Consider the following 13999-nt stretch of genomic DNA (forward strand, 5'->3'; position numbering starts at 1 on the left):
CTGGAGAGGAGACTTCCCTACAGAGATATCCTTGCATCGCTTACTAGAAAAAATGAACCCGCAGCAGCGGGAGGGCGTGGAGTCAGTGGACGGGCCGGTGCTGCTGCTGGCCGGAGCGGGCTCGGGCAAGACGCGGGTCATCACGCACCGGATCGCCTACCTGATCGAAGAGCGCGGCGTAGCGCCGGACTCGATCCTTGCGGTCACCTTTACCAATAAAGCTTCAAAGGAGATGCAGGAGCGCGTCGAGAAGCTGATAGGGACGAGCACGCTGGCGAAGCCGCTGATCTCGACCTTCCACTCGTTCTGCGTGCGGGCGCTGCGGCGGGATATCGAAGCGCTGCGCATTGGCGGTGAAGGGCTGACGCGGAGCTTTGCCATCTATGACGAAAGCGACCAGCAGTCGGTGGTGAAGCAGATCATGCGGCGGATGGGGCTGGACGACAAGCAGCTGACGCCGCGCGTGGTGCTGTCGAAGATTTCATGGGCGAAGAACCACATGCTCGATCCGCAGGAGTACTACCTGCAGTCGGCGGATGCGACGGGCGAGCGGGTGGCGCATATCTTCGAGGCCTATCGCAAGGAACTGCGCAAGAACAATGCGCTCGATTTCGACGACCTGCTGCTCGAGGCGGTGCGGCTGCTGAAGTCTTCAGGCGAGGTGCGGGAGCGGTATAACCGGCGCTATCGCTACCTGCTGATCGACGAGTATCAGGACACGAACCGGCCGCAGTATGAGCTGATGAAGCTGCTGGCGGGGCCGGAGAAGAATGTCTGCGTGGTGGGCGACGAGGACCAGAGCATCTACTCATGGCGCGGCGCGGACATCCGCAACATTCTCGAGTTTGAGCGCGACTTTCCCGGAGCGAAGACGATCCGGCTGGAGCAGAACTACCGCTCGACGCAGATCATCCTTGAAGGCGCGGGGGCGGTGGTGGCCCGCAATGCGCAGCGCAAGGGAAAGAACCTGTGGACGGCGCGCGAGGGCGGCTCGCTGATCGGCTACTACGAAGCGCCGGACGGAGAGAACGAGGCGCTGTTCATTGCCGATTACATCAACAAATATCTGCGCAAGGCGGGCGAGGAGCAGGAGATGCCGCGCGCGGCGGTGCTCTACCGAACCAATTCGCAGTCGCGACTGGTGGAAGAGGCGCTGCGCCGCTACGGCATCAGCTACACGATGGTGGGCGGCTTCTCATTTTATGAGCGAGCGGAGATCAAAGACCTGCTCAGCTACCTGAAGCTGGTGCAGAACCCGAACGACTCGATTGCGCTGCAGAGGGTCATCAATACGCCGGCGCGCGGCATTGGCAAGACGACGCTGGAGACGCTGGAGCGGCTGGCGATCGAAACGGGCACGACGACCTGGACCGCGATCGATCGCGCCAGCAAGGAAAAGCTGCTGCCCGGGCGGGCGCTGGTGGCGCTGGAGAACTTTCGCCGGATGATCGAAGACGCGCGCGCGATGCTGGCGCCGGGCTTCGCGGAAAAGCTGGCGGAAGACGTTGCCGAGGCGGAGGAGATAACGCCGGAGGCGATTGCGGAGGAAGCGGACACGAGCTTCGACTTCGGAGACGAAGCGCAGCATGGGCTGGCGTTCGCCCCGGAAGAAGATATTGCGTTCGACGCTACGTCGTTCAATCCCTTTGCGGAAGAGGCGCCGAAGCCGCGCGTGGCCCCGGCCAAAGTGGCTGCGGCAGTGAAGGAAGAGCCGGTGGCAGCGTTCCGCCAGCCGGGCGACGCGGCGACGCTGCCGGAGCTGATCCGGTTTATCAACGACCGGAGCGGGTATCTGCGGTCGCTTGAAGAGGAAGGGACGCCGGAGGCCTTTTCGCGGATTGAAAACCTGAAGGAATTGGCCAACGCGGCGCAGGATGCGCAGGAGCGCGGCGAGACGCTGGCGGAGTTTCTGGACCATGCGGCGCTGGTGAGCGACACGGACAAATTCGACGCGGACTCGCGGGTGACGCTGATGACGCTGCACGCAGCGAAGGGTCTGGAGTTCCCGGTGGTGCTGCTGGCGGGGATGGAGGAAGGGCTGTTTCCGCACTCGCGGACGCTGAACGACCGCGACCAGATGGAAGAGGAGCGGCGGCTCTGCTACGTGGGGATGACGCGGGCGATGGACACGCTGGTGGTGACGCGGGCGCGGTACAGGCGGCGCTATGGCAACGACATGCCGGAGGCGAGCCTGCCCTCGCGGTTCCTCGAAGAGATTCCCTCACACCTGGTTGAAGAGGTGGCCGGAAGCCAGCCGCGAGGAATGGGCTGGAGCAGCGGCGGCTATGGCCAGTCGCGCTACGGACGCGGCAACGACGAGCATGAGGGCGGCAGGCACTACAGCTACGAGGACGAGGATCAGCGGCCGGTCTTTGCGCGGAGCTCCTCGGCTTCATCGTCGGCGTCCTCGTCGGCGAAGGCTGCTCCGAACTCGCTCGACAATATTGCACAGTTCTTCTCCGCCCGCGGGGGAACGGCGGCGAAACGGCCGAAGGTGGACGTTCCGGAGCCGAGCGGGGCGACGGGATTCAGAAGCGGACAGCGGGTTCGCCACCCGAAGTATGGCGAGGGCGTGGTCTTTCGTCGTGAGGGAGATGGGGAAGACGCGAAGATTACAGTACAATTTACGAAGTTCGGAGTGAAGAAGCTGGTGGAGAAGTTCGCCCAGCTTGAACGGCTCTGAAATTTGCAGGAACACTCCGGAAAAGAGATCAGAAATGGCAAACACGACCAATATTGAAGACAAAGCAGAACGCAAGAAAGTAAAGCGCGCGGCGCGCAAGAAGGCAGCCCCCAAGGGACCGCGGACAGGCGCGCGCGGCGAAGCCAAGCAGAAGGTCAAGAAGCTCGCCCGCGGCCAGAGCAAGCGGTAGTCAGAGGCGTCTGCCCGCGAATTGATTTCGCCGGGCAGACCCTTAACCGTTACACTCCCCACAGCATGATTTGAGGAGCGCGGACCTGCCGAGCCAACTTTTCGCCAGAAAATCAATCGACAAGCTGATCGCCGAGTCGGAAAACCCAGAACACGCGCTGAAGAAGACGCTGGGGCCGGTGTCGCTGACTGCGCTGGGTATCGGCGCGGTGATAGGCAGCGGCATCTTTACGGTGATCGGGACCGCCATCGCAGGCGAGAAGTTCGACACCTCGTCGATCCTGAACACGCCCCTGCTCGACTACGTGGTGCACCACACCGCACTGGCGGGAAGGCCGGGCGCGGGGCCGGCGCTGGCACTTTCACTCGTGCTGGTGGCGATCGTGTGCGCCTTCACGGGACTCTGCTACGCGGAGCTTGCCTCGATGATCCCAATTGCGGGATCAGCCTACACCTACACCTACGCGACGATGGGCGAGCTGATCGCCTGGATCATCGGCTGGGATTTGATCCTCGAGTACGCCTTCTCCAACATGGCGGTCTCGGTGGGGTTTGCCGCACACATGGTCGACCTGCTGGACTGGCTGGGAGTGCATCCCTCGCTGAAATGGATTTCGCCGGCGTACCTGCCGAGCGGACTGCAGGACCTGCAGGGGCGGACGCTCTACGGGCCGGGGTGGCACTTCGGCTTCAATATCCCGGCGTTCCTGATCGTGATGCTGCTGACGGTGGTGCTGGTGCGCGGCATTCGCGAATCGGCGGAGACGAACAACATCATGGTGCTGCTGAAGATCGCGGCGATCCTGATCTTTGTGAGCTTCGGAGCGCACTTCATCAAGCCGCATAACTGGCACCCGTTTTATCCGAACGGATGGTCGGGCGTGCTGACGGGCGGCTCCATCATCTTCTTCACCTACATCGGCTTCGACTCGGTTTCGACGGCAGCGGAGGAGTGCAAGAATCCGCAGCGGGATGTGCCGATCGGCATTATTGCGACGCTGATCGTGTGCACGATCCTCTATATCGGCGTGGCGGTGGTGCTGACGGGGCTGATCAAGTGGGACCGGCTGATCGACGATGCCGCGCCGGTGGTGAATACGCTCAAGAAGCTCTCACTGACGCATGGCGGCGCGGGGCTGCACTGGGTGCGGCTGGCGGTGCTGATCGGTGCGCTGCTGGGGATGATCTCCTCGATCCTGGTCTTCCAGATCGGGCAGGCGCGGGTGTGGTTCGCGATGTCCCGCGACCGGCTGCTGCCTACGGTGTTCAGCAAGGTGCATCCGCGGTTCAGGACACCGATTGTGGCGACATGGGTGGCGGGATTTGTGGTGGGGCTGCCGGCGGGACTGCTGGATATCGGCACCTTCTCAGACCTGTCGAATATCGGGACGCTCTTCGCATTTGTACTGGTTTCAGCTGGCGTGCTGGTGCTGCGCTACAAGGATCCGGATCGCAGGCGCGGCTTCCGGTGCCCCGGCGGACCGGTCTTTCCGGTGCTCAGCATTCTGTTCTGCATGCTGCTGATGGCCGGGCTGCCGATCATGACGTGGATCCGCTTCTTTGTGTGGCTGGCTATCGGGCTGGTGATCTATTTCCTCTACAGCCGGAAGCGCAGCGAGTTCGCGCGGTAGGGATTTCTTAAACCGGAAGAAAACGGCGGGCTGAAGGATGAGACTTCAGCCCGCTCTGTTTTGGTTCGACGGGGTGCGTGCTTAACCAGCTTGGGACACCTTAACCGGCCAGGACGCGGAAGAGGACGTGGAGCAGGGCGAGCACGGCTGCGCCGATGAAGGCTGCGCCGAAACTGCGGACGTAGAAGCCGGGAACGACGCCGCTCGCCAGCTTGATGACGAAGGCGTTGATGACGAGGAAAAAGATGCCGAGGGTGAGGATGCCGAGCGGCAGAGTAATGAGCTTGAGCAGGAGGCCGAGGGTGATGTTGAGAAGGCCGATTACGATGACTGCGATGAGCGCGGCTCCAAGGCTGGTGACCTCAAAACCGGGCACCAGGTAGGCGACCAGCAGCAATGCAGCTGCGTTGAGCAGCCAGTTGATGAGAAGTCGGATCATGGCGGCGGTGTGTCCTTTCTTGCCAGCCGGAACGAACCCGGCCTCAGTAGCGTACCTTGAAATGGCTGGCTGCGAAAACTATGCCAACATTCTGCGGCAAAGGTACTATGGTGGCCATACCGATGAAGAAGAAGCGACGCGATTCTCCTAACCTGCTGCGGGCGCTGCTGGGGCTCTATGTGCTTGTGAGCCTGAGCTTCTGGGTTTCTTCGTTCGTAACAGCCTGGGAGCTGAACTTCCATGCAGACAGGCATGTGCAGGAGCCATTCCGCATCGATGCCCGCACGAACCTGACCAAAGAAGTGAACCCTATGGCGCTGGCGGCGGGCATACCCGCCGGGGCGAAGGTGATCGGCATTAACGGAGCGGACTACTCGGGGAGAGAGCAATGGCAATCCCTGATGGCGACGGCGCGGCCCGGCGACGGGATCGATGTTGACCTGATACTACCTACGGGCAACAGAAAGACGGTCAGCCTGACGCTGAAGACGCTGCCCTTCGAGAATCCCCACACCTCCCGCGCGATCCTGTTCATGAGGGAGTCGCTGATCTCAGGGCTGCTGCCGCTGGTCTGCCTGCTGATCGGCTACTGGGTGGTGCTGGCCAAGCCGACGATGGGGAATGCGTGGCTGCTGCTGGTGCTGTTGACCTTTCCGAGCGTTATTTTCCAGCCGGATGGACTGTTTTCAGGCGCTACCCTGCTGCTGCACCTTACGTGGTTTCAGCTGCAACTGCTGCTGTCAGCCCCGGCACTGCTGTTGTTCGGCATTTACTTTCCGGAGCGTTCGCGGATCGACGTGAAGCTGCCGTGGCTGAAGTGGCTGATTCTGGGAGCGCAGGGAATCGGACTGCTGATTATCCTGCCCTACGAGTACCAGGTTTATGTAGGAGGCGGACCAGGACCGCTGCTGGGCGAACTGGGGGCGCGCGCGGGCCAGGTTTTCAACTACCTCGATCTTGTCTGCGTTCTGCTCTACCTGGTGCTTACCCTGGACAAGCTGCGCTCGGCCTCGACGCCTGACGCGCGGCGGCGGCTACGGGTGCTGAATACGGGGATGGGCATCGGCATCGGATCGCTGTTGATCGTGTTCATCCTGCTGCCGTCGCTGGGTGTTCCGATCGAGAGCTCGAAGTATTACTGGCTGAGCTATACCTCGGCTGTCCTTTTTATGGTGGCGCCGCTGACGCTCAGCTACGTGGTGCTGGTGCAGCGGGCACTGGATGTGCGGGTGCTGCTGCAAATGGGCGCGCGGTACATGCTGGCGAAATGGACGCTGTATGTGCTCGAACGGGTTGTGCTGATTGTCGCGGCGTTCAAACTGGTGGGGCCGATCTTCGGCAAGAAGCAGCCGCACTTCAGCGATTTCATCGGCCTGCTGATCTTCCTGGGGCTGATATTTTCGCTTCGGCTGGGCGTGCGCAAGCGGCTGCAGTCATGGCTCGACCGCAGGTTCTTCAGGGAGTCGTATAACGCGGAGCGGGTGCTGCAGGAGCTCTCCTACGAGGTGCGGCGCTTTACGGAAACCGAGCCGCTGCTGGAGACGGTGGCGCGCTGCGTCTCAGAGACGCTGCATGTGGACCAGATCGCGATGCTGCTGCGGAGAGGCGAGTTCTTCCAGATGCAGCAGTCGATCGGCATCGATGCGAGCGGGGTGCTGACGCTGCCGGCGCAGTCCTCGGCGGTGCGGTACATGACGAACTCGAATGAGCCTGCGTTGCTCTATCGCGACGATCCGGATGCGTGGTACCTGATGGCGGGCAATGCGGAGCGGCAGACACTGGAGCGGGTGAATGCGGAGTTGCTGCTGCCGCTGCCGGGACGCAACCGGATGATGGGGTTGATGGCGCTGGGGCCGAAACGGTCGCAGGCGGCGTATTCGCGCGCAGACCTGAACCTGCTGCAGGCATTGGCTTCGCAGACCGGGCTGGCGCTGGAGGTGAGCGAGCTGGCGCACTCCCTGGCGGCGGAAGCGGCCCAGCGGGAGCGCGCGAACCGCGAGATGGAGATTGCGCGCGAGGTGCAGGAGCGGCTGTTTCCGCAGGAGATGCCTACGATTCCGGGGGCGACGATCGCAGGCCACTGCCGGCCGGCGCAGGGAGTGGGCGGCGACTACTACGACGTCTTCCACCTGGGCGAGGGACGGGTGGGACTGGCGGTGGGCGATGTGTCGGGCAAAGGCATTTCGGCGGCGCTGCTGATGGCGAGCCTGCGGGCTTCACTGCGTGGGATTACGCTGGATAACCCCCGCGACTACGCGACGCTGATGCACAAGGTAAACCGGCTGGTCTTTGAGGCTTCAGCCTCGAACCGCTACGCTACTTTTTTCTTCGCGGTTTACGACCCGGCGACCAGGCGGCTGGACTGCGTGAACGCGGGGCACAATCCTCCGCTGCTGGTGCGCGGCGATGCGGTGATGCGGCTGCAGGCGGACGGGCCGGTGGTGGGGCTGCTGCCCTTTGCGCCCTACACGGAGCAGACGATGCAGCTGGCGGCGGGCGACCTGCTGGTCTGCTACACGGATGGGATCAGCGAGGCGATGACCCACGAGGAAGAAGAGTGGGGCGAAGAACGCATGATCGGGGCGGCGCTTTGCATGCAGCAGGGATCGGCGCAGGCGGTGCTGGATTGCATCCTTGCGGAGGCGGACAGATTCACCGCAGGGGCTCCACAGCACGACGACATGACGCTGCTCGTGCTTAAACTGGATGCATGAAGAGAATGCTGCTTCCCCTGACGCTGAGCACGGGGTTGTTGTGCGGGGCTGTGCTGCTGGTGGCAGCGCAGGAGCCGGAGATTCCGCGGGTGGCTCCGCGCCCGGCGAATACGCTGATCATGCTGCCGGACGGCTCGACCGTGCATGCCGAACTGGCCCTGACGAAACCGGAACAGGAATATGGGCTGATGGGGCGGACGAAGCTGCCGGATGGGCGCGGGATGCTCTTTGTCCACCAGCACCTGGCCGACCACGGCTACTGGATGTATCACTGCAAGATCGGGCTCGATATTGTGTGGATGGACGCTGACCACCGCATTGTGGAGCTCTCGCCGGATACACCGCCATGCAGAGGCAAGTACACGAGCTGCGCCTCCTATGGCGGCCACGAGCCCTCACTGTATGTGCTGGAGCTGCCGGTGGGCTCGATCAAGGAGCACTCACTGGCGGTGGGGCAGACGATCAACTTCAGCGCGCCGCAGGCGGCCTTAGGCCAGCCGTAGCTCGGGTGTGGCGGCGATGAGGGTTTGCGTGTAGAGCTCGCGGGGCGCATCGCAGATCTCATCGCGGGTGCCCATCTCCACCAGTCTGCCGTGGCGGAGCACGGCGATGTTGGTCGAGAGATAACGCACGAGCGGCATGGAGTGAGAGATAAAAAGATAGGTCAGCTGAAAGTCACGCTGCAGATCGCGCAGCAGGTTGACGACCTGCGCGCCGACACTGACGTCGAGCGCGGAGATGGGTTCGTCGAGCACCAGCATCTCGGGGCGCAGGGCGAGAGCGCGGGCGATATTGATGCGCTGACGCTGGCCGCCGGAGAACTCATGGGGATAGCGCGGTAGAGCCGAGTCGTCGAGGCCGACGCTGCGGAGGAGTTCGCTGGCCTTGAGCCGGTGACGGGCGCGGCTGCCGCCCTCGTGGATCACCAGCGGCTCGGTGACGATGTCGAGTACGCGCATGCGCGGGTTGAGTGCGGCGTAGGGGTCCTGAAAGACGGGCTGGATGCGGCGGCGCAGCGGACGGAGGCGGCTCTGCGGCATGCCGGTGATGGATGCGCCGTCGAAGGAGACGCTGCCCGAGGACGGCTCGATGAGGCCGAGCACCATGCGCGCGATGGTGCTCTTGCCTGAGCCCGATTCGCCGACGAGGCCGAGGGTTTCGCCGCGGTGGATGACGAAGGAGACGTCATCCACCACCCGTACTTCGCCGTAGTCTTTGGTAAGGCGGGTTGCTTCGAGCAGCGGCATGCTTCTTCCTGTCCGGTGGCAGCTTATCCGATGAGGCCGGAGACGATCTCCGGGGTTGAGCTGAGCGCGGCGTCGAGCTGGGAGGCATCCTTGCCGCCCGCCTCTGCCATGTCTGGCCTGCCGCCGCCGGAGCCGCCAACGAGCCTGGCGATGGCGCCGACGATCTTGCCTGCCTGCACCTTGCCGGTGAGGTCCTTCGTGACGCCGACGATGAGCGCGACCTTGCCCTCTTCCTGCGCGGAGCCGAGGACCACGACGCCGGAGCCGAGCCGGGTCCGCAGGTTATCGACGAGGGTGCGCATCTGGCCGCGGTCGAGGGCATCGACGCGCTGCGCGAGCACCTTGACGCCCTTGACCTCCACGGCCTGATCGGCGGCGCCGGAGACGGCGGAGGAAGCAGACTTCATGCGGACCTGGTCTAGCTCGCGGCGAAGCTTCTTTACCTCTTCCTCCTGCGCGGCGAGGCGCTGACGGAGAGCGTCGGCGGGGGTGAGATCGACGCTGGGCGCAAGCTGCGCGGCGAGCTGCGCCACCTGGTAGTCGCGGCGGAACTCGTTGAGCGCGCCGAGGCCGGTGACCGCCTCCACACGGCGGACGCCGGAGGAGACGCTGCCCTCGCTCATGAGCTTGATGACACCAATTTCGCCGGTGGCTCCGGTGTGGGTGCCGCCGCAGAGTTCGGTGGAGAAGTCGCCGATCCTGACGACGCGGACGCGGTCGCCGTACTTCTCCCCGAAGAGCGCCATGGCGTGGTACTCGTTGATGGCAACGTCGATGGGCACGTCTTCAATGGTCTCGACACGGGTGTTGCCGAGGACTTCACGGTTGATGATGTCTTCAATGTCCTGCAGCTCTTCGTCGGCAACGGAGGCGAAGTGGGAGAAGTCAAAGCGCAGACGGGTGGGATCGACGAGCGAGCCGGCCTGCTTGACGTGGGTGCCGAGCACCTCCCGCAGGGCCGCGTGCAGCAGGTGCGTGCCGGTGTGGTTGCGGCGGGTGGCGTTGCGGTAGCCTGCATCGACGACGGCATCGACCTTATCGCCGATGCGGATGGGCTGCCGGACGGTGACGCGATGCGCGAAGACACCCTGCACGGGCTTGGTGCAACCGGTGACCTCAGCGACGACGGTGTTGTGGTCGTCCGAGTAAAGCCAGCCGTGATCGCCGACCTGCCCGCCGGAGTCGGCGTAGAAGGTGGTGTGGTCGAGGACAATCTCCACCTGATCGCCGGGCTCGGCGAACTGCACGCCTGCGCCGTCCTTGACGATGGCGAGCACCTCAGCGCCTTCAGTCTTGAGATGGCCGTAGCCCTCAAAGGTGGTCTTTGCCAGCTCGCGGAAGGCTGGGCTGGCGGACTGCTTTGTGCCGCCCTTCCAGGAGGCGCGGGCGCGGGCCTGTTCCTCGGCGCGAGCCTGCTCGAAGCCGGTGAGATCGAAGGCAATGCCTGCGTCGCGGGCCGCGTCCATCATGAAGTCGAGGGGCAGGCCGTAGGTTTCGTAGAGATGGAAGGCATCTTTGCCAGCGAAGGAGCTGGATTGGAGAGCGCTCTGCAGCTGGCGTGCGCCGATCTCCAGCACGCGCGCGAACTGACGCTCCTCCGCTTCCACGACCCTGGCTACGCGGTCGGCGCTCTCGTTGAGCTCGGGGTAGGCTTTGGCCATTTCGTCGCGCACGGCGTAGACCATGTCGCGCATGAAGGGCTTCTCCTGCCCGAGGAGGCGTCCGTGGCGGATGCCGCGGCGGAGGATCTTGCGCAGGACGTAGCCGCGGCCTTCGTTCGCCGGGTTGACGCCATCGGAGATGAGGAAGGTTGCGGCGCGGGCGTGGTCGGCGATGATGCGCAGGCTGGCGTTACCCAGGTCAAAGGCGTGGCCGGTGAGCTCGGCGGCGCGCCTGATGAGCGGGGTGAAGAGGTCTGTCTCGAAGTTTGACCGAACGCCCTGCAGGACGGCGGCGGTGCGTTCGAGGCCCATGCCGGTGTCGATGGAGGGCTTGGGCAGGAGGGCCAGTTCCCCGTTGGCGCTGCGGTCGAACTGCATGAAGACGAGGTTCCAGATCTCGACGTAGCGGGCATCATCTTCACCGAAGGGCTTGTCTTCGCCGGTCTCGGAAGCCTCGATGCCCATGTCGTAGAAGATCTCAGAACAGGGGCCACAGGGGCCGGTGTCGCCCATCTGCCAGAAGTTGTCCTTGCTGCCGAACTCCTTGATGCGCTCGGCGGGAACGCCCTGGGCGCGCCATAGCTCGAAGGCCTCTTCATCACGGGGGACGCCGTTTTCGCCCTTGAAGATGGTGACGTAGAGCTTATCCTTCGGAATGCCGAACCACTCGGGCGAGGTGACGAGCTCCCATGCGTAGGCGATGGCGTCGGCCTTGAAGTAGTCGCCGAAGCTGAAGTTGCCGAGCATCTCAAAGAAGGTGTGATGGCGGCGGGTGAAGCCGACATTCTCAAGATCGTTGTGCTTGCCGCCGGCGCGGACGCACTTCTGCGAAGTGGTGGCGCGGGAGTAGTTGCGCTGTTCGATGCCGAGGAAGACATCCTTGAACTGGTTCATGCCCGCGTTGGTGAAGAGCAGGGTGGGATCGTTGGCTGGGACAAGCGAAGAGGAGTGCACGCGGCGGTGCCCCTTCGACTCAAAAAACTTCAAAAACATCTCGCGGATTTCAGAACCGGAACGCACTTGCATGCTTCCAGTGTAAGGCAGCGAGAGGCGGTTTCACGGCTGCCAGATGGCTCCCTCGAGAAGCGCGTCAGGGCCGGTGACGGGCGGGAGCGCGGAGAGGCGGTCGGCAGCAGCTGCCATGCCCATGACGGAGCAGAGGGCGTCGAAGGCATCTTCCGAGTGGCGGGCAGAGGCGAGGACCGCAGGCGGCAGTGCAGCGAAGGGCGCGGACTGCAGATGGGCGACGCGAGCGGCGGCGCTCGACTTGCGGAGGGGGCCGGTGAAGAGGCGCGGATACAGCTCAAAGACGACGGGCAGGCGGGGAGGATCAAAAGGCCAGACGGAGAAGCCTGCCTGCTGCAGCTGCAGCAGATGGGGCAGGCCGCGCAGGGAGCCGGTGCCGACGGCTCCTGCTCCGCCGATCTGGAAGGGCGACTTGGGCTGGATGCCGGCGATGCGGATGGCTCGGTCGGTGGCACGGAAGCCGCGCCAGTGAGGCTGGCGGTGATCGGAGGGGCAGCGGCTGCCCTTGCCTCGGCCCCAGAAAGGGGGAACGCAGGAGGCGAGCCAGCGCTCGCCCTCCCGCTCGGCAAGCTGCCAGAACTGGCGCACGGTGGCGCAGCCCTGCGCGCGGAGGAACCAGGCCGGGAAGGAGAACGCGAAGTCGAGGCCGACGGCGAGCTGCGGTGTTTGACGGGCGGCGGCGATGAGCCAGCGGCAGGCCTGCTCGCGGGTGCGGCCACCCTCAACGGAGACGCGGCCATCCTGCCAGTCGGCGATGCGGATCCTGTCGCGCTGGCCGCGGTCTGTGCAATCCCCTGACCAGTCAACTGCGATGAGGCGCATCATAACCATTCCCTTCATCGCCCGATAGCAATAATTTATAGTCTCAACGAGACCAGACATTTGATGAAACCGAAATTCAACCGCCGGTTCGTTCATCGAGCGGTAGTGGGGACAATCTTTTTCTTCGCAGGACTTGCAGGACTTGCGGTCCAGGGGCAGGGGCAGACCGTTCTGCCGGACGCACCGAAGCCGGCAGAGCGCAGCTCTTCCTTTTTTCACCGGCTGGCCACCTATTATGGCGAGGACTGGAGCGGCACGCTGCCGTCGTCGGCGGCCCCGGTGCGCAGGCTGCCGGCTTCCCCGCTGGACTCGCCGCCCTTCCCAAACGCGGACTGGAGCTATAGCGGATCGCAGGAGATAGGCGCGCCGGACACGGGCAGCTATCCCCTGATGACAGCGCTGAACGGGGCGAAGAGTCGAACCAAGGTGTATGGCTGGGTGGAGCCTTCGTTCAACCTGAGCACCTCGGGAGACTCCAATGCGCCGGTGGCTTATGACCAGTTCGCTAACCGGGTGGAACTGCAGCAGCTGGTCGTCATTGTGGAGCGGCTGGCGGACACGGTGCAGACGAAGCACTGGGACTTTGGATATCACCTGACGGGTATTTTCGGGACGGACTACTACTTCACTACGGGGAAGGGATATTTCAGCCAGCAACTGCTGAAATTTAACCGGCAATACGGGGCGGATCTTCCGGCGGAGTACGTTGACCTCTATGTACCGAAGGTGGCGAAGGGTATGGACGTGAGGGTAGGGCGGTTCAGCTCGATTCCGGGGATTGAGTCGCAGTGGGCTCCGGGGAACTACATCTTCTCTCACTCGCTGGTGAACACCTTTGACGCGCTCACGGATACGGGGCTGCTGGCGACGGTCAAGCTGAGCGACCGCTGGCTGGTGCAGGCGGGGATCAGTGCCGGGCACGACGTGGCTCCCTGGACGGACGACGCAAAGGCGAGCGGCACGGCGTGTCTCGACTACACATCGGGAAGCGTGAAGGACAGCCTGTATGTCTGCGCCAATGGCATCAACAGCGGGAAGTACGCGTATGACAATATTCAGCAATACGACGGGACGTGGTATCACCGGTTCAGCAAGACATGGCACATGGCGACGGAGAGCTGGTTCATGTATGAGCGCGACGTGCCGAACGCAGCGGGGCCACTGCCAATAGAGACGGGCACGTACGGGGCGGTGTGCCAGCCGGGCGAGCTGCGCTGCCTGGCGCCGGAGTATGCGGCGGTCAACTACCTGGAGCACGAGATTTCACCCTCGCTGATGATGTCCTTCCGATCGGATTTCATGAACGACAAGAAGGGGCAGCGCACCGGCTATGCGGGCAGATATGCGGAAAATACGCTCTCGCTGACGAAGTGGTTCGGGAGCACGGTGGAGGTGCGGCCTGAGGTGCGCTTCGACCGCTCGTATGACCGGCCTGCCTACGACAAGGGCAGAACCAGCAACCAGTTCACCTTTGCCTCAGACCTGATTTACCGCTTCTAGCCTCGTTCCTTTTTAGGGACGCCGGCCGCGCCTTACAGCTTTCTTACAAGTTGCTGTGCTCACCCTTATGACCTGCTCACTAGCCTT

General features: G+C 63.6%; 10 protein-coding genes. 6 read left to right on the top strand and 4 right to left on the bottom strand.

Going from position 1 to position 13999, the window contains the following annotated elements:
* Positions 1–52: 52 nt before the first annotated feature.
* From C7378_RS09005 to C7378_RS09010, 3 genes are all read left to right on the top strand, one after another.
* Positions 53–2683 carry an ATP-dependent helicase gene (locus C7378_RS09005; protein ID WP_165876719.1) on the top strand — a complete coding sequence of 877 codons (2631 nt, stop codon included), beginning with the start codon at positions 53–55 and terminating at the stop codon, positions 2681–2683.
* A gap of 34 nt (positions 2684–2717) precedes the next feature.
* Entirely contained in the window at positions 2718–2873 is a 156-nt protein-coding gene (locus C7378_RS17680; RefSeq protein WP_165876720.1) for a hypothetical protein, read from the top strand.
* A gap of 70 nt (positions 2874–2943) precedes the next feature.
* Positions 2944–4503, top strand: a complete 1560-nt coding sequence (locus C7378_RS09010) for an amino acid permease (protein WP_131994932.1) — start codon at positions 2944–2946, stop codon at positions 4501–4503.
* A gap of 100 nt (positions 4504–4603) precedes the next feature.
* Here C7378_RS09010 and C7378_RS09015 read toward each other — a convergent pair whose 3' ends face one another.
* Complete coding sequence (locus C7378_RS09015; protein WP_131994935.1) at positions 4604–4942, bottom strand: phage holin family protein; 339 nt, start codon at positions 4940–4942, stop codon at positions 4604–4606.
* A 122-nt stretch (positions 4943–5064) separates the two neighbouring features.
* Here C7378_RS09015 and C7378_RS09020 point away from each other — a divergent pair, with 122 nt between their 5' ends.
* On the top strand, positions 5065–7656 hold the full coding sequence (locus C7378_RS09020) for a PP2C family protein-serine/threonine phosphatase (protein ID WP_165876721.1): 2592 nt from the start codon (positions 5065–5067) through the stop codon (positions 7654–7656).
* Between the two features lie 5 nt (positions 7657–7661).
* Positions 7662–8159, top strand: a complete 498-nt coding sequence (locus tag C7378_RS09025; protein WP_165876722.1) for a DUF192 domain-containing protein — start codon at positions 7662–7664, stop codon at positions 8157–8159.
* Here C7378_RS09025 and C7378_RS09030 read toward each other — a convergent pair.
* The 3 genes from C7378_RS09030 to C7378_RS09040 are packed head-to-tail and all read right to left on the bottom strand — an operon-like array spanning position 8145 to position 12415.
* Positions 8145–8903 carry an ATP-binding cassette domain-containing protein gene (locus tag C7378_RS09030; RefSeq protein WP_131994945.1) on the bottom strand — a complete coding sequence of 253 codons (759 nt, stop codon included), beginning with the start codon at positions 8901–8903 and terminating at the stop codon, positions 8145–8147. The two genes, C7378_RS09025 and C7378_RS09030, sit on opposite strands and share 15 nt — an antisense overlap.
* Before the next feature lie 23 nt (positions 8904–8926).
* Positions 8927–11590 (bottom strand): alanine--tRNA ligase, encoded by a 2664-nt coding sequence (gene alaS, locus C7378_RS09035; RefSeq protein ID WP_131994948.1) that lies wholly within the window; start codon positions 11588–11590, stop codon positions 8927–8929.
* 30 nt (positions 11591–11620) lie between these two features.
* Complete coding sequence (locus C7378_RS09040) at positions 11621–12415, bottom strand: hypothetical protein (RefSeq protein WP_207901386.1); 795 nt, start codon at positions 12413–12415, stop codon at positions 11621–11623.
* Between the two features lie 60 nt (positions 12416–12475).
* On the opposite strand from C7378_RS09040, the gene C7378_RS09045 reads away from it, so the two are divergent.
* The gene (locus C7378_RS09045) at positions 12476–13912 is read left to right on the top strand and encodes an outer membrane beta-barrel protein (protein ID WP_131994951.1); all 1437 of its coding nucleotides are present in this window, start codon (positions 12476–12478) and stop codon (positions 13910–13912) included.
* Positions 13913–13999 lie beyond the last annotated feature (87 nt).

This window comes from Acidipila rosea, from assembly GCF_004339725.1.
GTDB classification, from domain to species: Bacteria; Acidobacteriota; Terriglobia; order Terriglobales; family Acidobacteriaceae; genus Acidipila; species Acidipila rosea.